The organism is Pseudomonas sp. CAN1 (assembly GCF_030462585.1).
Taxonomy (GTDB): domain Bacteria; phylum Pseudomonadota; class Gammaproteobacteria; order Pseudomonadales; family Pseudomonadaceae; genus Pseudomonas.
Genome location: NZ_JASMRU010000027.1, coordinates 1 through 20,975, shown reverse-complemented (window position 1 = coordinate 20,975; position 20,975 = coordinate 1). Strand labels below are relative to the sequence as shown.

Sequence of the window (20,975 nt, the reverse complement as noted above, 5' to 3'; positions counted from 1 at the left end):
GGCGGGTCACCAGGGGCAGACGAAAGTACTCAGCCTAGACCCGAATGAGCGCGCCATGGATTTCTCAGCAGCCCTGCGCCTGCCCCGCCTCCGGCCGCGATGGTGCGAAGCGGCTGGCCAGGACGAGCATCACCAGGCACACCAACGCCATGCCGATCCAGGCCGGCGCCAAGCTGGCCATGGACTGCCGCGCCAGCCCCGCCAGCAGCGGAAACAGCGCCGCGATCAGGTAGCCGACGCCCTGCACGAAGCCCACCAGTGCGCCGGCCTCGGCGGGGCTGCGGGCGCGGTCCATGGCGACGATCAGCGACAGCGGGAACAGCGCGCCGATGCCCAGGCCGAGCCCGATCATCGCCACCAGCACCAGTTGCTGCGGCCACATCACCAGCACGACCAGGCCGCCGAACAGCAGCCCGATGGCCAGCACGAGCGCCGGGCGGCGGTCCGGCAGGCGGTCGATGAAGGCCGAGACCAGCAAACCTGCGACCACCTCGGTCAGCGTCAGCCCACCGAGCAACGCACCTGCCTGGGCGGGCGTCCAACCGAGCGCCGTGTAGTACGGCGGCAGCCAGGCGAGCACCAGCACATAGGCGCCGGTGCCCAGGCCGAAGAACAGCGCCAGCCACGCCGCGCGCCGGGCGATGCCGGCAAAGGCCGGAGCGGCGGAGCTGACGGGTACCTCGCCCTGCGCCGCGCGGCTCCAAATCGGCAGCGCCAGCAAGGCCGGCAAAGCCCAGAACGCCAGCGCCGGCAGCTCGCCCCAGGCTTGCGCCAGCCACGGCGAGGCCACGCTGGCCAGCACCGCGCCGCCCATGATTGCGGTGGAATAAGCGCCCATCGCCCCACCGACCCGCGCGCCGAAGCGCTGGCGGATGAACACCGGCAGCAGCGCCTGGCAGGCAGCAATGCCCAGGCCGGCGAGCACTGCGCCGCCAAGCAACCCGACCTGCCCCGGCAACAGGCGCAGCACGCAGGCACATGCGATCAGCAGCAGGCCGAACGCCACGCCACGACGCACGCCGAAGTGGCGCAGCAACTGGGCGGCACCCAGCGCGCCGAGGCCCATCAGCAGCACCGGCAGGCTGGTGAGCAGGCTGGCGAGGCTGTCGGACAACTGCGCGGAAGCCTGCAGCGCGTCCAGCAGCGGGCCGATGGAGGCCAGCGCCGGGCGCAGGTTGAGGCCGGCCAGCACGACGGCGAGCAGGCAGGCGGCAAGGGAGACGGTTCGAGACATGGCAAACATCCTTTCAGTGGGCGCCAGCACTTGATCGCGAGGACGGCGCAGGCGAATATCTCTACATCAAGACAAATTCAATGTATCTCGACATCAAGATAAAAAGGAAGCCGCCATGGACAGAGCCGCGTTCGCCGTCGAGCAATGGCGCCAGCAACTCCCCGAGCTGGATACCGACGGCATGCTGCTGCTCGGCCGCCTCGGCGAGGCCGCCCAGCTGATCGCCCGCGACCACCTCAACCCGCTGTTCGCCGAGTACGGCCTGCAACCGGGCGAGTTCGACGTGCTCGCCACCCTGCGCCGCAGCGGCGCGCCTTTCCGCCTCACGCCAACGGTGCTCTACGAGGCGGCGATGATCTCCTCCGGTAGCATGACCAACCGCCTCGACCGCCTGGAAAAGCAGGGCCTGATCCAGCGCATGCCCAACCCAGAGGACGGCCGCGGTTCGCTGGTCGGCCTCAGTGAGGCGGGCCTGGCGCTGATCGACCAGGCCGTCGGCGCCCATGCTGACAACCAGCGCCAGGTGCTTTCTGGCCTGAGCGCCGCCGAGCAGAAGAAGCTCTGCGCCCTGCTGGAAAAACTCCTCGCCAGCCTGCCCGAAACCACTCGCTGAGCGACCGTATTCCTAGTCCTGCGCGTAGAGGAACCATCGTCCCGGAGCGGCTTCTGGCCAGCATCCCGCCGGCCGGCCATGTCGCTTTTGGTCATGCCCATGGCGATTTCGAGCAACTCGCCGCTCACCCACTGCCTTAGCTTGAGCCCCGCGTGAAGCGCATTGCCGCCACGCGGATTCCCCAGCCTCCACATCAGGAGCCAGCGCTGCGGGGAAGCTGCACCCGGCCACGCGTCATCGCGCCCTACATAACAATTTCAATAAAAGGCCGACAGATGAGTGCTCCCAGTGCAAAAGGCGCCAATGGCGATCTGGTGCAGGGCTTCAAGCCCCGCCACGTAACCATGCTTTCCATCGCGGGAATCATCGGGGCGGGCCTGTTCGTCGGCTCCGGCCACGCGATTGCCGCCGCCGGCCCTTCCGCCATCGTCGCCTACGCCCTCTCCGGGCTGCTGGTGGTACTGGTGATGCGCATGCTCGGCGAGATGGCCGTGGCCAGCCCGGATACCGGCTCCTTCTCCGCCTACGCCGACCAGGCCATCGGCCGCTGGGCCGGCTTCACCATTGGCTGGCTGTACTGGTGGTTCTGGGTACTGGTGATCCCCATCGAGGCGATCGCCGCCGGGGTCATCCTCAACAACTGGTTCCCGCAGGTCGAGACCTGGGTATTCGCCCTGTCGATGACGCTGCTGCTCACCGTCACCAACCTGTTCAGCGTGGCCAAGTACGGCGAGTTCGAATTCTGGTTCGCCATGCTCAAGGTGGTCGCCATCGTCGCCTTCATCGGCCTTGGCGGCGCCGCGCTGTTCGGCCTGCTGCCGGGGCGCGAGGCCAGTGGCCTGGGCAAGTTGATGCACGAGCACGGCGGCTTCATGCCCAACGGCTGGACGGCCATCTTCAGCGCGCTGATCACCACCCTGTTCAGCTTCATCGGCACCGAAGCGGTGACCATCGCCGCCGCCGAATCCAGCGACCCCAGCCGCAATATCGCCAAGGCCACGCGTTCGGTGATCTGGCGCATCAGCGTGTTCTACCTGCTGTCGATCCTGGTGATCATCTCGGTGGTTCCGTGGAACGATCCGCGTCTGGTGGAGATCGGCTCCTACCAGCGCGCCCTGGAGCTGCTGCACATCCCCAACGCGCAGCTGCTGATGGACCTGGTGGTACTGGTGGCCGTGGCCAGCTGCCTGAATTCCTCGGTGTACATCGCCTCGCGGATGATCTACTCGCTGAGCCGCCGCCACGACGCGCCGGCCTTCATCCAGCGCACCTCGAAGGCCGGCGTGCCGCGCGCGGCGGTGATCGCCAGCACGCTGATCGGCATGTTCACCACCCTGCTCAACTTCTTTGCGCCGGGGCGGCTGTTCGAGTTCCTGCTGGCCAGCTCGGGCTCCATCGCCCTGCTGGTCTACCTGGCCATCGCCGTGTCGCAACTGCGCATGCGCGGCATCCTGCGCCGGCGCAACCACGAACTGGTGTTCCGCATGTGGCTGTTCCCCTGGCTGACCTGGCTGGTGATCGGGATCATCAGCTTCATCCTCGCGGTGATGTTCATCATGCCGTCGCACCGTATCGAGGTGAGTTCGACCCTGGCGCTGACGGTGATTATCATCCTACTCAGCCAGACCAGCCGACGCGGTTCGCCCCACGCCCAGACCTCCCTCAGCCGCCGCACCGTGCGCGGCTGAAGCGCCCGCCCACTCACGCAGACGAGGTGCCGCTTGGTCGAACGCCGACAGTTCAGTGGGGCCATGCAGGGCCGCAACCTCCGCTATCTCGACGGTGAACCGAAGGAGACCAGCCGCCTCGCGCGGGTGGGCTTCCTGCTGCTGGAACACTTCTCCCTGCCAGCCTTTACCCAGGCGCTGGACACACTGGTGACCGCCAACCTGATTCGCGCGCAGACCTTCGCCAGCGAGACCTTCAGCCTGGACGGCGAGTCGGTCGCCAGCGACCTTGGTTTGGTGATCTGCCCTGGCGCCACACTGAACTCGACACAGCTCGCCGAGCTGGACCTGCTGGTGGTCTGCGGCGGCCTGCGCACCCCACTGCGGGCGCTCCCGGAACTGACCCGCCTGTTGCAGGGTGCCGCCGACAGGGGCATCGCCCTCGCCGGCCTGTGGAACGGCGCCTGGTTCCTCGGCCAGGCCGGCCTGCTCGACGGCTACCGCTGCGCCATCCACCCGGAGAACCGCGCGGCGCTGGCGGAGATCGCCCGGCACAGCGAAGTCACCAGCGAAAGCTACCAGGCCGACCGCGACCGCCTCACCGCCGCCAGCCCCACCGGTGCCTTCAACCTGGTGCTGGAGTGGATCAACCAGCGCCACGGTCGCGAACTGGTGGAAGCCATCGTCGACATCCTCGCCTTCGAGGAGTCGCGCTTCCGCCGCACCCGCCCGGCGCTGCACGAGAAGCTCAGCGAGCCGCTGCGCGAGGCGATCAACCTGATGAGCGCGAACATCGAGGAGCCGCTGAACCAGGACCAGCTGTCGCGCTACGTGGGGCGTTCGAAACGGCAGATCGAGCGGCTGTTCCAGGAGCAACTGGGCACCACGCCGGTGCGCTATTACCTGGAACTGCGCATCACCGAAAGCCGCCGCCTGCTGCAGCACTCCAGCCTGCCGATGTATGAGGTGGCGCTGGCCTGCGGCTTCGTCTCGCCCAGCCATTTCAGCAAGTGCTACACGTCGTTCTATGGTTACTCGCCTTCGAAGGAAGCGCGCTTTGGATGCGTGAAAGCGCAGCGCGCCATGTAGGAGGAATACCGTGCCATGCGGTTCGCGAGCAAGCTCGCTTCTACGAAGACCTCGTGCGCGGAGCACCCTGTAGGAGCGAGCTTGCTCGCGAACAATCCCCCGCTCCACTGCTCACGGCACTGGGCGAATAACCAAAGTAACGAGCAAAGGCGACACTGAAGTTGTTCGGGTGCCCATAGCCCACGGCCCAGGCCGCCTGCGCCACCTGGCAGCCGCCTTCGAGCAACGCGTGGGCGCGGCGCATGCGCAACTCGGCAAGTGACTGCTGCGGCGTGCAGCCGAAGTGGCGCTTCCAGCCGGCCTTCAGGCTCGACTCGCCCATGCCGGCGGCGACGGCCAGCAGCGCCAGGGTCACCGGTTGCTCCAGGCGTTCCAGCAGCCAATCACGGCCGCGCTCCAGGCGCTCGACCTCGGTGCTTTTCAGCGATCGCGCGGCGGCAAAGGACGTAGGGATCAGGCCGTGCAACTGCTCGCGCAGCAGCGCCAGGCCATTCAGGTGCAGGTCCAGCAGCCCCTGCCCCGGCCGCACCAGCGCACGGGCCAGGTCGAGGCTGGCGCTGGACGTGCGGCGATGCGCCAGGCGGCGCAACTGGCCGTTGCCCAGCAGCTGCCGGGCACTCGCCTCGCCCAGGTAGTTCGCCAGGAGAGGTTCATCGACGACCAGCCGCAGTTGGCTCAGGGTTTCCCCGCCGCGATAGCAGCGCTGGCCGTCGCTGTGGCGGAAGCTGGTGATGGTGGTGTGGCCCGGCTGGAAATCGACCCGGTTGCCGTCGCGGCCGACGAAGGCGGAACGCCCTTCCAGCCCGAGGGTGATGACCAGTGCCGCGCGCCCATGGGGCGATGAGCTGGGCTCGCGGCAGTCCTGCAGCGGATGCAGCCGCGAGCGCACCAGCAGCAACCCCGGCGCCAGTTGCCGGCTTTCGATGGTCCCGTCTGGCTGCATGCGAACCCTCCCTGTGTGACGTTGCGCAGACGAAATCCAGCGTCGCGCAGACTTCTTCGATGAAAGTCATTCCTATTACCGCGCAGCCTGTCCTTCACGTCAATCGACCTGGAGACACCCCATGAATCCCCCGGACCACTTCCAGCCACACCCCCTGCGACGCAGCTGGGACCTGCTGCTGGCCAGCGTCAGCGCGGACTGCCTGCGGGCGGCGCTGGAGCACGACCTTTTCAGCCAGCTGCAGGAGCTGATCAGCGCTGAGCAGCTGCGCCTGCACACGGACATTCCACCCGCCACTCTGGCGCCGCTGCTGGACTGCCTGTGGAGCCTCGGCCTGCTGGAGCGCGCCGGCGAGTGCTATCGAGCCAGTGAGGTGGCCCGCCAGCACTTCGAGCCCTCCTCCCCGCACTACTGTGGCGAGGCCTGGCTGTTGCGCCTGGAAGCTTTGCACCGGGTCGGCGCGGCGCTGGGGACAGGCATCGAGTTCGCCCCACCTCCCGAAGCGGTGCGCAGTGGCTGGGCCGAGGCGGCGCGGCGGCAACTGGCGCAGGAGCAGCAGGCGGTGACTGCCGGGACGGCGGTGCAGCTGGTGGAGCGCTGCGGCGGTCTTGCGGGAGCGGCGCGCTTTCTCGATCTCGGTGGCGGCCCGGGCTTGCAGGCGCTTGCCTTGGCGCAGGCCTGGCCGCAGTCCCGTGGCGTGGTGATGGATTTCCCGCAGAGTGCTGCCGTGGCTCAGGAGAATATCCGCGCGGCCGACATGGATGGACGGCTGCAGGCCATCGGCGCCGACCTGCGTGACGCTGATTTAGGCGAGGGTTTCGAGCTGGTCTGGTGCGCTTCGGTGCTGCACTTCGTCGAGGATCGGCTGGCGCTGCTGCGGCGCATCCGTTCGGCGCTCAAGCCGGGCGGCCGCTTTCTCTGCCTGCACGCGCAATGGGAAACGCAGCCGGAGTTGGCCGCACGGGTAATGCCCTACTACCTGCCGCTGCGCCTGCGTGGCCATTGGGTGCCGCAACCGGGGGAACTGCAGACGCTATTGCGTGAGGCGGGGTTTGACTCGGTGGAGGACCTTGGCCATGTCGATATTCCGTTGGCGCCGGTGCAGGTGTTGCTTGCGCGTTGAGCGGTGGGTGAGCCGGCCGGGGATGTCCCAGTGGACGGCGGGATTCGCGGACAAGGTCCGCTCCTACGGGGGAAGCCCGGCGTACCGGCCGGCTCCGGTGCCGCTCGTGTAGGAGCGGAGCTTCTCCGCGATTCGCCGGCAAGGCCGGCGCCCGGTCGGTTCGCGAGCAAGCTCGCTCCTACAGGCTGACCCTAACGCAATAGGCGGCTCCGAGCCGCACTTGTAGGAGCGGAGCTTCTCCGCGATTCGCCGGCAAGGCCGGCGAACCATCGCCCAGAAAAAAGCCGCGGCCCCATGGGGCCGCGGCTTTTCTGTCTGCTTGCAGCGACTGAGCAATCAGCCCAGCGGCGGCGTGCTCGGCGGCACCAGACGCTTGGAGCCGGTGGCCTCGAAGGCGGCGGCGAAGCGCAGCAGCGCGGAGTCGTCATAGGCGCGACCGGCGAAGGTCAGGCCCACCGGCATGCCAATATCGGCCATCACGCCCATCGGCACGGTGACGGTCGGCACGCCCAGGTGACGGATCGCCAGGTTGCCGTTGGCGACCCAGATGCCGTTGCTCCAGGCGATGTCGGCCGATTCCGGGTTGACGTCGGCGTCCGCCGGGCCGACGTCGGCCACGGTGGGGAACAGCACGGCGTCGAGCTTCAGGCCGTCCATCCAGTCTTCCAGGTCGAGCTTGCGGGTCTTTTCCAGGCCGCGCAGGCCGTCGGGCAGCGACTCGATCTGATCCCAGGTCTTCAGGCCGCGCTTGGCCATGTTGACGTACTCGTCCATGCCGGCGACCAGGTCGTCCTCGCGATTCGGCAGGGTGCCCGGGTCGTGGGGGAATATCTTCGGGCCGTCGACGTCGGCCAGTTGGTTCAGCTTGGGGTCGCCGTTGGCGCGGAGGAAATCGTCGAAGCCCCAGCCGGAGAGTTCCCACAGCTCGTCATGCATGAACTGCTCGGTGACGAAGCCACGGTTGAACACGGTCGGCGCGCCAGGGCGGTCGCCCTCGCAGTTGGAGACCAGCGGGAAGTCCACTTCGACGACTTCGGCGCCGGCGGCTTCCAGGGCCTTGCGGGCCTGTTCCCAGAGGTCGATGACCGAGGCGCGGGTGTTGATGCGCTGGCCGGTCGGGCCGCCGATGCCGGGCTTCTCGCTGGTGCCGGCCAGTTCGTCCTTGTTGATGAACATGCGCGGCACGCCCAGACGCTTGCCCTTGAGGGCTTCCGGGCCGGCGGCGAGATCCAGGTACGATTCCGGGCGCACTTCGGCAACGGCGGGGATCGGTACCCACGGCTGCAGCCGCCAGAGGTCACCACGCTTGTCGGCGTCTTCGGCGACCACCACGTCGAGCACTTCCAGCAGGTCGGCCATGGTGCGCGCGTAGGGCACCACCACGTCCATGGTCGGGGTCAGCGGCCAGTTGCCGCGCACCGAGATCACCCCACGGGACGGGGTGTAGGCGCACAGGCCATTGTTCGAGGCCGGGCCACGACCGCTGGACCAGGTTTCTTCCGCCAGGCCGAAGGCCGAGAAGCTCGCGGCGGTCGCGGTGCCGGCACCGTTGGAGGAGCCGGAGGCGAAGGGTGCGGTGAGGAACTTGCGGTTGTACGGGCTTTCCGCACGGCCGTAGACGCCGCGCTGCATGCCACCGTTGGCCATGGGCGGCATGTTGGTCTTGCCCAGGCAGATGGCGCCGCCAGCGCGCAGGCGCTCGACGGTGAAGGCATCGCGGTAGGCGACCAGGTCCTTGAAGGCGGGGCTGCCGGAGGCGGCGGTCAGGCCCTTGACCAGGTAGCTGTCCTTGGCGGTATAGGGGATGCCGTCCAGCGGGCCGAGGGTCTCGCCACGGGCGCGACGGGCGTCGGAGGCTTCGGCTTCCTTCAGGGCCTCGGTGTTGCGCACGACCAGCGCATTGAGCTTGGTCGGGCCATCGTAGGCGTCGATGCGCGCGAGGTAGGCCTTGACCAGTTCGACCGCGGTGGTGCGGCCCGACTCCAGGGCTTCACGCAGCTGCGCAATGGAAACTTCGGTTACCTCGATCATGCTTTCACCGTCGGCTGAAGGTTGGTGGGAAGGGGCAGGTCTGCGTCGCGACGGACCCAGACGGCGCAAGTCGGAAAATGCGTGTTCATCTCGATTCTCTTGTACTTCTGTTACGCGACGGGAGTGAGTGTACCGTCGGCCGGCGGCAGGGTTCAGCGCCCGGCGGACAAACCGGATGCGCATCGACAGGCTGTGAAGGGCGAATACAGCCGCCAGGGCGCACACACTGGCATGCCCGATCAGAATACACAACAGTCGTAAATTAAAAAAAACGCCCGCCGAGTGGGGGACTCGCCGGGCGATAGTCGGGCGCTGGGGGGAGCGCCCCTGGAGAGTGAATCAGCGACCACCCGATGGCAGAAGCTGACGCAGGCTATTCGCCGCCTGCCGGCGCTGTGCGGGTTGCTGGGGGGAGCGACCCGCTCGAAGACGATTCAACTGTGCTGCGAGCACTGGTAGGCGGCGTCCAGCAGCTCGCCCTTGTCCTGCCAGGCGCTGCGCTGGTAGGCGCTGAAGTGGTTGCCGCCGGCGATCGGGGTCACCTCGACGATACCGCTGGCCTGCAGCGGGTCGGCGCTGCCGGTGAGCAGTTGGCGGGTGGCACCTTGCTCGCTGAAGAAGATCGGCGTGCGAGCATTCACCCGGCCATCCACGCAACTCAGGTAGGCGTCGCTGCTTTGTGCGGTGGTGCCGCCGAGGCTGTCCCAGCTCAGCTGGTTCTCGGAGGTGGCCGAAGTGGCGGCGCAGCCGGTCAGGCTGGCCAGCGCCAGCAGCAGCGGTGCCAGCAGTTGGCGGTAGGCAAGGCGCGAAGTGTTCATGGGTTCTGTTCCCTGGTCGCGGTTCAGCGGGTTCGTGGGACAGATAGTCGGGCGCGAGCGGCACGCGCACCACTCGATTGCATCGATAGTGAAGCTCGACGGCATTGATGGTTGGGCAGCTCCGACTTCACGCAGCCCCAGAACAACGCCCCGCTGCGCAGGAAGTTCGAACCCTCCCCGCACGGCCGGGTCGCAACTCAGGAAGGCCCTGCATTGATGACCCCGGAGGACACGCCATGAGCTACGACTGGGACCTGATCGAACGCCTGCTGCTGCGCGCCCAGGAATGCGCCGACCAACCCTACAAGGCCCGCGAGTGCGGCGAGGAAGTGGCCGAGCAGCACCGGCTGCAGGGCGAGCCGGTGGACGGCAGCGCGGACCATCTGAAGAAGATGGCCGGTGATCTGGAGGGCGACCTGCTCGCCAATGGCTACATCCAGGAACGGCCGCGCGAGCACGGCGGCACCGGCAACAACTTCGAGCTGACTGAGCGCGGCACCGAGCTGCTGACGCTGATCAGCCGCAGCTTCCCGGACCACCTGGTGTTCCGCCAGCTGCTCGACGAACAGGGCGAAGCCGCGCTGCTGCCGGAGTCCTTCGACCTGCTGGCCGAACGCGCCACCCGCGACCGGGTGAACGACCGGCCGGAGCGCTGAAGCGCCGGCCGCCAGGCATCAGGGATCAGGCGGCAGGCAGTTCCATCACCATCTCGTGCCACGCCATGCCGCCGTGGTCGGACGCCGACGGCTTCACGTAGCGGTAACCGAAGCGCTCGTAGAGCGGCACGTGGCGATCCTTGCACATCAGGTGAATGGTGCGCTTGCCCGCACCGCGCATGCGCTCGATGAAGGTACGCATCAGCAGCGTGGCGTAGCTCTTGCCCTGCTGCGCAGGATCGACCACCACCGACATGATCACCACGTTGGGCGCTGCCGCGTCGTGGCCGATGAGTTCCTTGAACTCCTCGTCGGACATCACCACCTCGAACGCGCAGCCGCTGTTGATGAAACCGATGATCTGGCCGTCCAGCTCCATGATCAGGAAGCCCTCGGGATACTGCGCGATGCGCGTGGCGATCTTCTCCCGAGTGGCGGCCTCGTCGCCTTCGTAGGCGGAAATCTCGATCTCGAAGCAGCGGTCGGTGTCAGCCAGGGTGGCGGTGCGGAAAGTCGGTTGGCTCATGGTGAGGGTCCGGCGAATCAGGTGGATCGGAGACAGCAGGATAAGCAAAGCGCAGAATGCACGTACTGCATTTTCTTCACCGGATACTGAACATCGTGCACGCCAACCTGCGCCGCCTCGACCTCAACCTGCTGCTGGTGTTCGACGCCCTGTTCCGCCTGCGCAGCGTAGTGGCCGCCGCCGACGAACTGGCCATGAGCCCGTCGGCCTGCAGCCACGCCCTGGGCCGCCTGCGCGACAGCCTGGGCGATGAACTGTTCGTCCGCGCCGGCAGCGCCATGCAGCCGACCGCCCAGGCCGAGCTGATGGCCGAAGGCGTCGGCGAGGCCCTGGCGTTACTGGCCGAACGGCTGTCCAGCGCCGCGCCTTTCGACCCGGCCAGCACCACCCAGACCTTCGTATTCGCCGCCACCGACTACACCAGCTTCACCCTGCTGCCGGGGCTGATCTCGCGCACCGAAAAGCTCGCTCCGCACCTGCGTATCAAGGTCGTCTACGCCACCCAGCAGGATTCGCTGGATGACCTGCGCGAAGGCCGCGTGCACTTCGCCCTGGGCGTTCTCCACGAGCGCGCCGCAGACGATGCCCTGGAGGCCATCGACTGCTTCAGCGACGACTACGTGGTGGTGGCGCGCAAGGGCCATTCACGAATCAGCGATGGGCTGTCGCTGCAGCAATACCTCGCCGAGCGGCACGTGGTGGTGCTGCCCTGGAGCGACGCCGTCGGCGTGATCGACAGCGCCCTGGCGCGCCAGGGCATCCAGCGCGACGTGGCGGTGCAGTTGCCCAGCCTGCTGGCCGCGCCGAGCCTGGTCGCCGCCTCCGACTACCTGCTCACCCTGCCCCGTCGCGTGGCGCAACAACTCAATGCCGACGGTGCGCTGGTGTTGTACCCGGCGCCCATCGAGCTGCCGCGCTACAGCCTGCGCATCCTCTACCACCCGCGCCACGCCAGCCGCCCGGCACACCGCTGGCTGCGCGAGCAGATGCTGCAGGCGCTGGGCGACGCCTAGCAGCCTTCCGGCAGCCTGGCGATCACCTTGATCTCGAAGTCGAAGCCATACAGCCAGGTCACTCCCACCGCCGTCACCGTCGGATAGGGAGCTGAGCCCCAGTAGTCGGCAGCGACCTGCCAGGCACGCTCGAAATTCGCCTGCGGATCGACCATGAATACCGTCACGTCGATCACGTCCTCGAAGCTGCAGCCGGCGGCGGCCAGGATCGCGTTGAGATTGCCGAAGGCCCGGCGCACCTGGGCTTCCAGCTCGGGCTCGGGCGAGCCGTCCTCGCGGCTGCCGACCTGGCCGGAGACGAACAGCAGGCCGTTGCTGCGAATCGCCGGGGAATAGCGGTTGCGTTCATAGAGGGCCTGGCGGCCAGCGGGGAAAACCACATCACGGGTAGTCATGGACTTGCTCCATCAGAGGGGGCCACAGCCCCGGTTTCAACGATGGAGTCAGGTTAAGGCGCAGCGCGCCGGCGATAATCGGGCAACACGGGTCAGCATTGTTTGTAGAATCCAAACAATCAGCCCTGGGTCAGCGCCCTCTATTCATGCCAGCCGGAGCCGCCATGGACCGTTTCGATGCGATGCAAGCCTTCGCCCGCGTGGTGGAAACCGGCAGCTTCACCAAGGCCGCCGACACCCTGCACATGAGCCGCACCAGCGTCACCCAGCTGATCCAGCAGCTGGAAGCGCGGCTGCGCGTGCGCCTGCTCAACCGCACTACCCGCAAGCTCAACCTTACCGCCGATGGTGCCGCGTACTACGAGCGCGTGGTGCGCCTGCTGGCGGACATGGATGACGCCGAAACCAGCCTCTCCACCGCTGCCGCCGTGCCGCGCGGGCGCCTGCGGGTGGACGTGCCCAGCCCGCTGGCGCGCCTCCTGCTGATCCCCGCCCTGCCCGACTTCCACGAGCGCTATCCGGACATCCAGATCGACCTGGGCGTCAGCGACCGCATGGTCGACCTGATCGACCAGAGCGTCGACTGCGTGGTGCGCGGCGGCGAGCTGACCGACCTGTCGCTGATGGCGCGCAAGATTGGCGACCTGCAACTGGGGGTTTTCGCAGCGCCCGCCTACCTGCAACGCGCCGGTGTGCCGCAGCACCCGAGCGAGCTGGAGAACAGCCAGCACCGCGTCGTCGGTTACCTCTGGGCGCGCACTGGCAAGCCGCTGTCCTACGCCATGCACAAGGCTGGCGAAAACCTGCAGGTGCATGGCCGCCCGGTGCTCACGGTGGACGACGGCAACGCCTACCTGGCTGCCGGGATCGCCGGCATGGGCGTGCTCTGGTTGCCGCGCTACATGGCGCTGGACGCCCTGGCGCGCGGCGAGCTGGTGGAGCTGTTCGGCGACTGGAGCCTGCAGAGCATGCCGCTGTACCTGGCCTTCCCGCCCAACCGCCACGTCAGCGCCAAGCTGCGGGTGTTCATTGACTGGGTCACCGAGCTGATGGCGCGGCACGCACCGGTAGCCCTGCCGCCGCTTTAGCCAGCGCGGCCTCAGCCCAGGCGCATGGACAGCTCCACGTCGTCGGCAAAGGGAATCGACAGGTAGCGCCCGCCCGGCATGCGAACTTCGGCCAGGTACTCGGGGCAGTAATCGGCGTTGTCCGCGATGATCATCGCGCCGGGGCGCAGGCGGCTTTCCACCAGCGCGAGGATTTCCGGATAGAGCGACTTGGCGCCATCGAGCAGCAGCAAGTCGATGCTCTCCGGCAGGTCGCGGGCCAGGGTCTGCAGCGCGTCGCCCTGGCGGATCTCCACCAGGTCGGCGACACCGCCGGCCACCAGGTTGGCCTGGGCCCGAGCCACCTTCGAAGACTCGAACTCGCTGGTGATCAGCCGGCCGCCGCCGTTGTCGCGCAGCGCTGCGGCCAGATGCAACGTGGAGATGCCGAACGAAGTGCCGAACTCGACGATGTGCTTCGCGCCGATGCTGCGCGCCAGCATGTACAGCAGCGCACCGGTTTCCCGCGATACCGGCAGCGGCTGGTCCTTCAGTTGGCCGTAGAGTTCGCGGTACTGGGTCTTGCTCTGCATCAGGCGGGTCAGCGCGGCCTGGTCGAGATTGGCGAACGCCGGGCTGGACTGCGGAGAAGCCGCGTCGGCCTCCTCGAACAGGTGTTGCAGCAAGGGTGCGATGGGGGCGGAAGTGAGAGTCGTCATGCTGGGTTTTCCTTGTGGCATTTGAGTGCGAAACAGCTCCCGACTAGAATGCGATCTTTTCGTCAGGTTTTACTATTCGCATTGCCGGAGCCAGCCATGAGCGAACGCCGCAGCCCGCGTATTTCCACGCGCAAGGAGCCGAAACAGGCCCGTTCCAACGACCTCGTGACGGCCATTCTCGACGCCGCTGTTCAGGTTCTGGAGAAGGAAGGCGCCCAGCGTTTCACCACCGCACGGGTCGCCGAGCGCGCCGGCGTCAGTGTCGGCTCGCTGTACCAGTACTTCCCGAACAAGGCCGCGATCCTCTTCCGCCTGCAGAGCGACGAGTGGCGGCAGACCACCGAAATGCTCTGCGGCCTGCTCAGCGATACGGCCCAGGCGCCGCTGCAACGCCTGCGCAACCTGGTACACGCCTTCGTCCGCTCCGAGTGCGAGGAAGCGCGCATGCGCATCGCCCTGAGCGACGCCGCCCCGCTCTACCGCGACGCCCCCGAGGCCAGGGAAGCCAAGGCCGCCAGCGAAGGCATCTTCCAGGCGTTCATCGCCGAGGTCCTGCCGCACGCCAGCGATGCACAGCGCACGCTGGCCCGCGAACTGATCACCACGACACTGGGTTCGGTGGGCAAGCAGTTCTCGGAAAGCCCACGCAGCGCGGAGGAAATCCAGGCCTTCAGCGAGGCCATGGCGGACATGTTCTGCGCGTATCTGGAAAAGCTGACCGACACGGCGCGCACAGCCTGACCGCGCTCCCCTACTGAATCAGTCGAAGAACTGCATGTCGCGGTAGGGGTGTCGCCGACACTCGGCGAGACGCGACTCCAGGGTGCCAACGTGAATTTCCAGGCGGTGGCCGTCCGGGTCGAGGAAGTAAAAGGAGTCGCCTTCGCTGGAATTGTCCTTCCAGGCCTGGACCGGGACGGCGAGCAGGCGCTCACGCAGGGCGGCGAAATCAGCTGGCGCAACGGAAAAGGCGTAATGGGTGTAATCCCGGCCCGCTCCCTGCTGGCGAGCTTCATCCAGGGACAGGCAGAGCCACAGATCCCCCACGGCCAGATAGGCCCCAGCCGCCCAGCGCGCTCGCAGCCGAGCCCCCAGAGCCTCCTGGTAGAACCGGATGCTGCGCGAAAGATCGGCGGTGGCCAGGGTGAGGTGATTCAGTCCGGCGAGCATGGCAGGCATCCGTAATCGAGAACGTCGAGCATGCCAGAGGTTTCGCGGCGCCGGTTGCCTTCACCCGTCTATCGAGCGTCCGTTCCCACCAACAGCGTTTCGGCCCGTGCACCCGGCATCATCGCCAACAACCCGGCGACGAGCTGGTCGCCGGCTTCATGCAGGGCTTCCAGCGGCATCTCCGGCAGGCTTTCGAGGATGAACCACATGCGCTGCGCCTCGGCGTCCAGGCGGGTGCGCACGCCCTGGCGCCAGTTCCAGCGGCGGCAGGTGACGCCGAAATCGTCGCGCCAGATGACTTCGCCGGCATCGGGGGATTCATGGGCCGGCGCGCCGTCCTTCATGGTGTCGAAGGTCTCGCTGCCGTCGGCGATCAGCAGACGCGGAGTGCCGGCGTAGGCGGCGAGGTTTTCCCCGCCGACCGGAATGGCGAACTGCACGCTGATGGCGTTGTACAGGTCCACCACAGGATCGATGCTCGGCAGGCCGCCGTCGCGCAACGCGCGCTTGCGCAGCGCCTCCGCCGAACAGGGCGTGCGCTGGGGTTTGGCGCCGAAGCGGCGGAACACTTCGGCCCAGGCCGCCAGGTGCGTGTCGCCCCAGGCCGGTTCGCCAGCCGCCAGTGCCGCACAGGCTCGCTGCAGGGCCTGCGCGGCCACCTCCGGATGGAGGATCGGTGCGGCTTCCACGGTGATGCTCAGGGCACGAAAACCGGGAGCGATGGTGGCAATGGCGGGGGCGATCTGCGGGGTGACAGCTTGCATGGCGGAATCCTTGGGGTACGGCGGAAACGAGGTGGAGCAGTTGGGCAAATCGCCGGCCTCAGCGGCGGACGAAGTTGCGCTTGTTGTAGTCGCCCCAGGCGACGGACAGGGTTTTCAGCACACACAGCAAGGCGGTCCATCTGGACGTCATTGGAATAGCTCCGGGAAGGGTGGGAATGGGCACGAACAGCGCGCCCGACCCATACAGTTCTACCGGCATGGCCCGGTGGCTGCCATGAAATCCCCGAATGAAGGATTAGCGGCCCTTATGGAGAATCGCTGGAATCACTTCCGCTAATGGCTTTCACCAGCTGATCCGCAAGCCGATGCTGCCGCTCTGCGACTCCTGGTTCTCGCTGTCGATGTTCCCGCTGTAAGTGGCCGACGCGTACAGCGCGACCGCTTCGGACAGGCGCGCGGCGACGCCGCCACCGATGTCCATGGAACTGCTCTGGTGGTCGGTGCGAATGGCATCGGCATGGTCGTAGACCACCGCGTCGCGGCCACCGAAGTTGTGCCAGAGGTTGGTCCGCAGCCAGGGCTCCAGCGCCGTGCCGTTGACCAGGTAGCGGCCCTTGAGGCGCGCGCCGACGCGGCCGGTGTATTGCTCCTGGGTGTCGAAGGCAATGTGCGAGATGCCGTCGTTGTCGCTGTCCAGCGAGACCTTCTGCACGATCAGCTGCGCCTGCGGCTCGACCACCCAGCGCGGGCTGACCGGGAACGGTTGGCCAGCCTCGGCGGATACCGCCCAGGCGTGGCCGTCGAGGTCGATCTTGTAACCACGGTCGGAGCGGCTGCGGCCGTCCAGGCGTGTACCCATGGCGACCAGGTCGAGGTAACCACCGGTGGGGCTGCTCAAGGTCCAGTAGGCGCCCAAGCTGTCGCCATCCAGGTCGAGGTCGCCGCTGTGGCGGTTCTCGAAGCCGAGGCTGAAGCCCTTCACGTCGCCATCGAGGCTGGAATGGCCGACGAACAGGCCGGCACGCTGGGTGTAGCCGTTGTCCATGGCCAGGCCGAACAGGTCATGGCCGACCTGGAAGCCGTCGAGGTTGCCGTCGAAGCTCGGCGAGACGGTGCCGGCCCAGCTCTGCCGCAGGCTCTGCCCCATCACCCGCACCCAGCCGGCGGGTACTGCGCCGGTTTCGCCGAGCAGGCTCTGCTCGCCCTGGCGCTCGTGGAAGGTGCCGATGGCGCTGCTGACCAGCAGCGCAGCCACCGGCGGTACGGCGGAATAGAGCGGCACCTCCGGGCGGTAGATAGTGATGGCTTCGCCCACACTCGGCGTTGGCAGCGCAGGCGTGCCCGGCGCGGCCACCGGTGCCGTGGCCGCTGGCTCCAGCGGTGCTGGCGGGGTGCCCGGTTGGGCCGGTGGTGCGACGGGCGGTTCCGGCGGCGCGGTCACGGCGGCTGTCGGCGGCGGCTCTGGCGGCGTGCCGGGCGGGTTTTCCGGCTGCTCCGGCAGGATCGCCGGCGGCTCCACCGGCGGTTCGGGCGGGGCTACGGGCGGTTCCGGCGGAGACACCGGCGGCTCGGGCGGCGCGACCGGCGGCTCCGGCGTATTGGCCACGCTGGAGCGCAGGTACCAGCTGTTCTCCGAACCCGCGGTATAGCCGCCCTTGAACAGGTAGTACTGATAAGGCCCGACGGAAAGCCCCTGGGCCAGGTGGAACGCATCGTTGCTGCTGACCGCGCCCTGCCCGGCCTCCACCACCTGGATGCCGTTGAGTTCGGTAAGCGCGCCGGCACCGCCGAGGTTGCTGATTGCCAGCTGGGTGTTGCCCGAGATGCTGCCCTGGTTGACCACCAGGCGATCCGACGGCGCATCGTCACCGGCCAGCACGCTCTGCAGGCGCAGGGTGCCGTTCTCGCCCTGGTAGTCACCGTTGATCGTCAGCCGGTCGTCAACTCGTGCGCCGGAGGCGGTCAGGTCGATGACGCCGGCATTCACCAGCCGCGCATGGGAAGATGCAGTGAACGGCAGGATGCGTCCGCGGCTGGAAGTCAGCAGGCTGCTGGAGTCGATCAGCAGGCTGCCGGTACCACTGCCGGCGTCGCCCAGCCCGAGGATGTCGTTGAGGTCCAGCCGCGAGCCTCCGGTCAGCGCGATATTTTCCCAGCCGACGTAGCGCCCGCCCCGGTTGGTGCGGGTGCTGACGAAGGTGAGGCTGTCGTTGCCCGGCCCGCCATCGACGGAAGGTGTGCTGGAGAGCTGGGTTTCGCTGAGGTTGCGCAGCAGCGCCGTATCATCGCCATCGCCCATGAAGATGGCGCTACGCACGGTGCCACCACCGTCCCAGGTCAGGCGGTCGTTGCCGAAGCTCAGCAGGACCTGCCCGCGAATACCGCCGCCGGTGATCGTCATGCTGTCGTCGCCGCCGCTCAGGCTGACGTTGCCACCGATGCTGCCGGCGGAGAGGATGACGGTGTCCTGGCCGAAGCCGGTGACCAGGTTGCCGATGATTGCGCCGCCGGACATGTCGAACAGGTTGTTGTCCAGCTTCATGTCGACCCGGCCGATGGTGCCGCCGCTCATGCGCGCGGTGTCGCCATCCTCGAAGGCACCGATGATGATGCCGCCGCTCATGCTGAAGAAATCGCGCTGGTCGCCCTGGGCCAGCGAGCCAATGCTGCCGCCGGTCATGACGAAGTCATCGACGCCATCGCCCTGGCTGACCGCGCCCTGGATGATCCCGGCGCTCATGCGGAAACTGTCGGCGCCGCCGCCCTGGCTGAGGCCGCCGCCAATGTTGCCCGAGTCCATGACCACGCTATCAGCGCCGTTGCCGAAGGTGACGCTGCCGGTGATGGTGCCGGTGCCGCCTGCGGGGAAGCTCAGGCTGTTGTCGCCGGAAGGGTCGGTCAGTGATGTGGCAGTGCCGGAACTGCAGACATGGGCATCGTTCCCCGGCCCCGGGGAGAGACTGCAGTCGGCGCGAGGCTCGCTACCCGGCAGCAGAAACGTGAGCGGGAGTACCGCATTCAATGCGCACCGCAAGCGTTGCCATGCCATGGTTCTGTCCGAATCCTGGTAGGGGCTCCCTGAAAGTCTTAGTTGATTGATCGGATATAGCCAAATCGATATCACGCTGCTCCGACGAGCCGCACAGGCCCGTGCTAGAGCCATGTAACGCAGGCGATACACTCACCGGACGGGAAACTTTAGCCAGGCTGAAGCCCCAGGCTTTAGAAATCGTCGATTGAACTGCCCCCTTCTCGGCGTTGAGATGAGCGGGCGGCCACAGCGCCGCCGACCCGTCACCGACAACAACGAGAAAGAGGTTCGCGCCCCATGCGCACGCTGATCAAAGTCCTGGCCCTGGCTTCCACCACCCTGCTCGGCGCCCCGCTCGCCGCCACTGCCGCCGAGGCGCCCAATGTTGAGAAACAGGCCTTCGTGGTGCACAAGCTGTCGGACTTCCTCTACGCCATCGGCGAGCCGAACTACTACCAGAAGAACTATTCGTACCTGCTGGTGGGCGCGAACCAGGCGCTGATGTTCGACTCGGGCGCCAACCAGAAGGAAGACATCACCCAGGTCGCCCGGCAGATCACCGACAAGCCGCTTTCGGTGCTGCCCTCGCACCTGCACTTCGACCACCTGGGCGGGTTGCACAACTTCCAGAGCATCTACCTGGTGGATACGCCGTTCACCGCGAAATTCCGCCGCGCCGATGGCCTCTACCATGTGCCCGAGCCGGTCTACCTGGGCAACATCGACCACATGACCCTGCCGCCCTTCAAGGTCTCGCGGCTGGTCAAGCCCGACGAGGTAATCGACCTGGGCGGCCTCAAGCTACGGTTGCTGAGCATGCCCGGCCACACCCCGGACGAAGTCGCGCTGTACGACGAAGCACACAACATCCTGCTCTCCGGCGACCACCTCTACCCGTCCTGGCTGCTGGCCGGGAACCTCAAGGACTACGTCGCCTCGCTGGACTCCACGCTGAAGGTGATCAACCCGCAGACCACCCTCTACGGCGCCCACGCCGACGAGGACCCGAGCAAGGTGCCAGCCATGACTTACTCCGATGTCGTCGCGGTGCGCGACAAGATGCAGCAGATCCAGGCCGGCCGCGCCAAGGGCGAAGCCTTCAGCGATCCGGAACTGATCAGGAGCTCGGAGCTGTACAAGGTGGAGAAGGACATCAGCATCCTGACCGACATCCAGTTCACCGATGGGCGGGGTTACGGGTATTGATGGTTCCAGGTGGCGCCCGGCGCACGCCCGGCCCTCTCCCCCCGCCCTGGCTGCGCGCCCCGCTCCGAAGGGAGAGGGAGCTGTTCGCACCGGCTGACGCCATGGTTCCCGCCTGCACCGAACGGTCCCCTCTCCCTTCAGGGAGAGGGTTAGGGAGAGGGAAACCCAGGCACGGAGTCACCTGATCCTTGTAGGAGCGAGGGGGACACCATCGTCATTGCTCGCGAACAACGACCGATCAATCTGCACTGGCGCGTCGGGTTGACTCGGGTTCGCGAGCAAGCTCGCTCCTACAGGCTCATGCCGAGCCCGTCGCCCCCTACTCGCCAATCGACAACAACCACTCGATGAACGCCCGGACCTCCGGGCGTTCGCGCTTCGCCTCGGGGCAGACCACGTAGTAGTTGTGCACCGCCGCCACCGAAATCGGCAGCGGGCGCACCAGCCGGCCTTCGTCGAGGTCCCGCTGGGATACCGTCTCGTCGCTGAGCGCCACGCCGAAACCATCGCGCGCCGCCTGCAGGACCATGCCGAAATCCTCGAAATGGATGTCCTCGGCACCAACTCGACTGTATCCAGCCTCGGCCAGCCATTGCTGCCACTGGCTGCCGTCGTCCTCGTGCAGCAGCCGGTGCTGCGCCAGGTCGGCGGCCTCGGCGATGGCCAGCGGTCCGCGCAGGTACTGCGGGCTGCACACCGGCGTCATGCGGATGCCATGCAGCAGGCTCCACCAGACTCCCGGCCACGGTGGCGTGCCGTAGATCACCGCCACGTCGGCGCGGCGCCAGTCCACCTGGGGCATGCCCGGCGCGGTGATCACGCTCACCCGCACCGAGCGCGATTCCTCCATGAAGCGCAGCAGCGGCCGGGTCAGCCATTCCACACCTTCGGCCGGCGGGATCGACAGGCAGATGTCCACCCGCTCCTCTTCCAGCCGGGCTCCCGCCTGCAATGCCTGGACGGCTTCGGT

General features: G+C 67.3%; 20 protein-coding genes. 9 read left to right on the top strand and 11 right to left on the bottom strand.

The annotated features are described in order from the left end of the window. Nucleotides 1–64: 64 nt before the first annotated feature. Complete coding sequence (locus tag QO207_RS25095) at nucleotides 65–1,234, bottom strand: MFS transporter (RefSeq protein WP_301534975.1); 1,170 nt, start codon at nucleotides 1,232–1,234, stop codon at nucleotides 65–67. A gap of 115 nt (nucleotides 1,235–1,349) precedes the next feature. Between QO207_RS25095 and QO207_RS25090 the strand changes: the two genes are divergently transcribed. From QO207_RS25090 to QO207_RS25080, 3 genes are all read left to right on the top strand, one after another. Beyond that, entirely contained in the window at nucleotides 1,350–1,847 is a 498-nt protein-coding gene (locus QO207_RS25090; RefSeq protein WP_301534974.1) for a MarR family winged helix-turn-helix transcriptional regulator, read from the top strand. A gap of 275 nt (nucleotides 1,848–2,122) precedes the next feature. Further along, on the top strand, nucleotides 2,123–3,535 hold the full coding sequence (gabP, locus tag QO207_RS25085; protein ID WP_301534973.1) for a GABA permease: 1,413 nt from the start codon (nucleotides 2,123–2,125) through the stop codon (nucleotides 3,533–3,535). A 63-nt stretch (nucleotides 3,536–3,598) separates the two neighbouring features. After that, nucleotides 3,599–4,603: a GlxA family transcriptional regulator gene (locus QO207_RS25080; protein WP_301535011.1), complete on the top strand. Its 1,005-nt coding sequence runs from the start codon at nucleotides 3,599–3,601 to the stop codon at nucleotides 4,601–4,603. A 40-nt stretch (nucleotides 4,604–4,643) separates the two neighbouring features. Here QO207_RS25080 and QO207_RS25075 read toward each other — a convergent pair whose 3' ends face one another. After that, a complete protein-coding gene (locus tag QO207_RS25075) occupies nucleotides 4,644–5,546 on the bottom strand; it encodes an AraC family transcriptional regulator (RefSeq protein WP_301534972.1) in 903 nt (300 codons plus the stop codon). 121 nt (nucleotides 5,547–5,667) lie between these two features. Here QO207_RS25075 and QO207_RS25070 point away from each other — a divergent pair, with 121 nt between their 5' ends. After that, the gene (locus tag QO207_RS25070) at nucleotides 5,668–6,669 is read left to right on the top strand and encodes a trans-aconitate 2-methyltransferase (protein WP_301534971.1); all 1,002 of its coding nucleotides are present in this window, start codon (nucleotides 5,668–5,670) and stop codon (nucleotides 6,667–6,669) included. A gap of 336 nt (nucleotides 6,670–7,005) precedes the next feature. On the opposite strand, the gene QO207_RS25065 is transcribed toward QO207_RS25070, so the two are convergent. Further along, nucleotides 7,006–8,700, bottom strand: coding sequence for an amidase (locus QO207_RS25065; RefSeq protein ID WP_301534970.1), 1,695 nt, complete (start codon nucleotides 8,698–8,700; stop codon nucleotides 7,006–7,008). A gap of 434 nt (nucleotides 8,701–9,134) precedes the next feature. Continuing rightward, nucleotides 9,135–9,518 carry a hypothetical protein gene (locus QO207_RS25060; RefSeq protein WP_301534969.1) on the bottom strand — a complete coding sequence of 128 codons (384 nt, stop codon included), beginning with the start codon at nucleotides 9,516–9,518 and terminating at the stop codon, nucleotides 9,135–9,137. Nucleotides 9,519–9,754: 236 nt separating this feature from the next. Between QO207_RS25060 and QO207_RS25055 the strand changes: the two genes are divergently transcribed. Continuing rightward, a complete protein-coding gene (locus QO207_RS25055; protein WP_301534968.1) occupies nucleotides 9,755–10,174 on the top strand; it encodes a transcriptional regulator in 420 nt (139 codons plus the stop codon). A gap of 25 nt (nucleotides 10,175–10,199) precedes the next feature. On the opposite strand, the gene QO207_RS25050 is transcribed toward QO207_RS25055, so the two are convergent. Next, nucleotides 10,200–10,700, bottom strand: a complete 501-nt coding sequence (locus QO207_RS25050; protein ID WP_301534967.1) for a GNAT family N-acetyltransferase — start codon at nucleotides 10,698–10,700, stop codon at nucleotides 10,200–10,202. A 56-nt stretch (nucleotides 10,701–10,756) separates the two neighbouring features. Between QO207_RS25050 and QO207_RS25045 the strand changes: the two genes are divergently transcribed. Further along, entirely contained in the window at nucleotides 10,757–11,713 is a 957-nt protein-coding gene (locus QO207_RS25045) for a LysR family transcriptional regulator (protein WP_367620489.1), read from the top strand. Here the strand turns inward: QO207_RS25045 and QO207_RS25040 are convergent. Next, nucleotides 11,710–12,108 carry a RidA family protein gene (locus QO207_RS25040; RefSeq protein ID WP_301534966.1) on the bottom strand — a complete coding sequence of 133 codons (399 nt, stop codon included), beginning with the start codon at nucleotides 12,106–12,108 and terminating at the stop codon, nucleotides 11,710–11,712. The two genes, QO207_RS25045 and QO207_RS25040, sit on opposite strands and share 4 nt — an antisense overlap. Before the next feature lie 164 nt (nucleotides 12,109–12,272). On the opposite strand from QO207_RS25040, the gene QO207_RS25035 reads away from it, so the two are divergent. Continuing rightward, nucleotides 12,273–13,196 (top strand): LysR family transcriptional regulator, encoded by a 924-nt coding sequence (locus tag QO207_RS25035; RefSeq protein ID WP_301534965.1) that lies wholly within the window; start codon nucleotides 12,273–12,275, stop codon nucleotides 13,194–13,196. Nucleotides 13,197–13,207: 11 nt separating this feature from the next. Here the strand turns inward: QO207_RS25035 and QO207_RS25030 are convergent, their stop codons facing one another. After that, the gene (locus tag QO207_RS25030; RefSeq protein ID WP_301534964.1) at nucleotides 13,208–13,873 is read right to left on the bottom strand and encodes an O-methyltransferase; all 666 of its coding nucleotides are present in this window, start codon (nucleotides 13,871–13,873) and stop codon (nucleotides 13,208–13,210) included. Nucleotides 13,874–13,969: 96 nt separating this feature from the next. On the opposite strand from QO207_RS25030, the gene QO207_RS25025 reads away from it, so the two are divergent. Further along, entirely contained in the window at nucleotides 13,970–14,614 is a 645-nt protein-coding gene (locus tag QO207_RS25025; protein ID WP_301534963.1) for a TetR family transcriptional regulator, read from the top strand. 18 nt (nucleotides 14,615–14,632) lie between these two features. Here QO207_RS25025 and fos read toward each other — a convergent pair whose 3' ends face one another. The 3 genes from fos to QO207_RS25010 all read right to left on the bottom strand — a co-directional run bounded on the left by fos (nucleotide 14,633) and on the right by QO207_RS25010 (nucleotide 18,790). Further along, nucleotides 14,633–15,043 (bottom strand): fosfomycin resistance glutathione transferase, encoded by a 411-nt coding sequence (gene fos / locus QO207_RS25020; RefSeq protein WP_301534962.1) that lies wholly within the window; start codon nucleotides 15,041–15,043, stop codon nucleotides 14,633–14,635. 68 nt (nucleotides 15,044–15,111) lie between these two features. Continuing rightward, a complete protein-coding gene (locus QO207_RS25015; protein ID WP_301534961.1) occupies nucleotides 15,112–15,807 on the bottom strand; it encodes a B3/4 domain-containing protein in 696 nt (231 codons plus the stop codon). Between the two features lie 304 nt (nucleotides 15,808–16,111). Beyond that, nucleotides 16,112–18,790, bottom strand: a complete 2,679-nt coding sequence (locus QO207_RS25010; RefSeq protein ID WP_301534960.1) for an autotransporter outer membrane beta-barrel domain-containing protein — start codon at nucleotides 18,788–18,790, stop codon at nucleotides 16,112–16,114. Nucleotides 18,791–19,096: 306 nt separating this feature from the next. Between QO207_RS25010 and QO207_RS25005 the strand changes: the two genes are divergently transcribed. Then, nucleotides 19,097–20,005: an MBL fold metallo-hydrolase gene (locus QO207_RS25005; protein ID WP_301534959.1), complete on the top strand. Its 909-nt coding sequence runs from the start codon at nucleotides 19,097–19,099 to the stop codon at nucleotides 20,003–20,005. A gap of 319 nt (nucleotides 20,006–20,324) precedes the next feature. Here QO207_RS25005 and QO207_RS25000 read toward each other — a convergent pair. Continuing rightward, nucleotides 20,325–20,975, bottom strand: a 651-nt coding sequence (locus QO207_RS25000; RefSeq protein ID WP_301534958.1) for a LysR substrate-binding domain-containing protein, incomplete at its 5' end; no start/stop codon positions are given.

Bases quoted from the DNA above. Each gene is read 5' to 3' on its own strand.
- QO207_RS25095 (WP_301534975.1), bottom strand. From the start codon at position 1,234: ATGTCTCGAACCGTCTCCCTTGCCGCCTGCCTGCTCGCCGTCGTGCTG.
- QO207_RS25090 (WP_301534974.1), top strand. From the start codon at position 1,350: ATGGACAGAGCCGCGTTCGCCGTCGAGCAATGGCGCCAGCAACTCCCC.
- gabP (WP_301534973.1), top strand. From the start codon at position 2,123: ATGAGTGCTCCCAGTGCAAAAGGCGCCAATGGCGATCTGGTGCAGGGC.
- QO207_RS25080 (WP_301535011.1), top strand. From the start codon at position 3,599: ATGCAGGGCCGCAACCTCCGCTATCTCGACGGTGAACCGAAGGAGACC.
- QO207_RS25075 (WP_301534972.1), bottom strand. From the start codon at position 5,546: ATGCAGCCAGACGGGACCATCGAAAGCCGGCAACTGGCGCCGGGGTTG.
- QO207_RS25070 (WP_301534971.1), top strand. From the start codon at position 5,668: ATGAATCCCCCGGACCACTTCCAGCCACACCCCCTGCGACGCAGCTGG.
- QO207_RS25065 (WP_301534970.1), bottom strand. From the start codon at position 8,700: ATGATCGAGGTAACCGAAGTTTCCATTGCGCAGCTGCGTGAAGCCCTG.
- QO207_RS25060 (WP_301534969.1), bottom strand. From the start codon at position 9,518: ATGAACACTTCGCGCCTTGCCTACCGCCAACTGCTGGCACCGCTGCTG.
- QO207_RS25055 (WP_301534968.1), top strand. From the start codon at position 9,755: ATGAGCTACGACTGGGACCTGATCGAACGCCTGCTGCTGCGCGCCCAG.
- QO207_RS25050 (WP_301534967.1), bottom strand. From the start codon at position 10,700: ATGAGCCAACCGACTTTCCGCACCGCCACCCTGGCTGACACCGACCGC.
- QO207_RS25045 (WP_367620489.1), top strand. From the start codon at position 10,757: ATGCACGTACTGCATTTTCTTCACCGGATACTGAACATCGTGCACGCC.
- QO207_RS25040 (WP_301534966.1), bottom strand. From the start codon at position 12,108: ATGACTACCCGTGATGTGGTTTTCCCCGCTGGCCGCCAGGCCCTCTAT.
- QO207_RS25035 (WP_301534965.1), top strand. From the start codon at position 12,273: ATGGACCGTTTCGATGCGATGCAAGCCTTCGCCCGCGTGGTGGAAACC.
- QO207_RS25030 (WP_301534964.1), bottom strand. From the start codon at position 13,873: ATGACGACTCTCACTTCCGCCCCCATCGCACCCTTGCTGCAACACCTG.
- QO207_RS25025 (WP_301534963.1), top strand. From the start codon at position 13,970: ATGAGCGAACGCCGCAGCCCGCGTATTTCCACGCGCAAGGAGCCGAAA.
- fos (WP_301534962.1), bottom strand. From the start codon at position 15,043: ATGCTCGCCGGACTGAATCACCTCACCCTGGCCACCGCCGATCTTTCG.
- QO207_RS25015 (WP_301534961.1), bottom strand. From the start codon at position 15,807: ATGCAAGCTGTCACCCCGCAGATCGCCCCCGCCATTGCCACCATCGCT.
- QO207_RS25005 (WP_301534959.1), top strand. From the start codon at position 19,097: ATGCGCACGCTGATCAAAGTCCTGGCCCTGGCTTCCACCACCCTGCTC.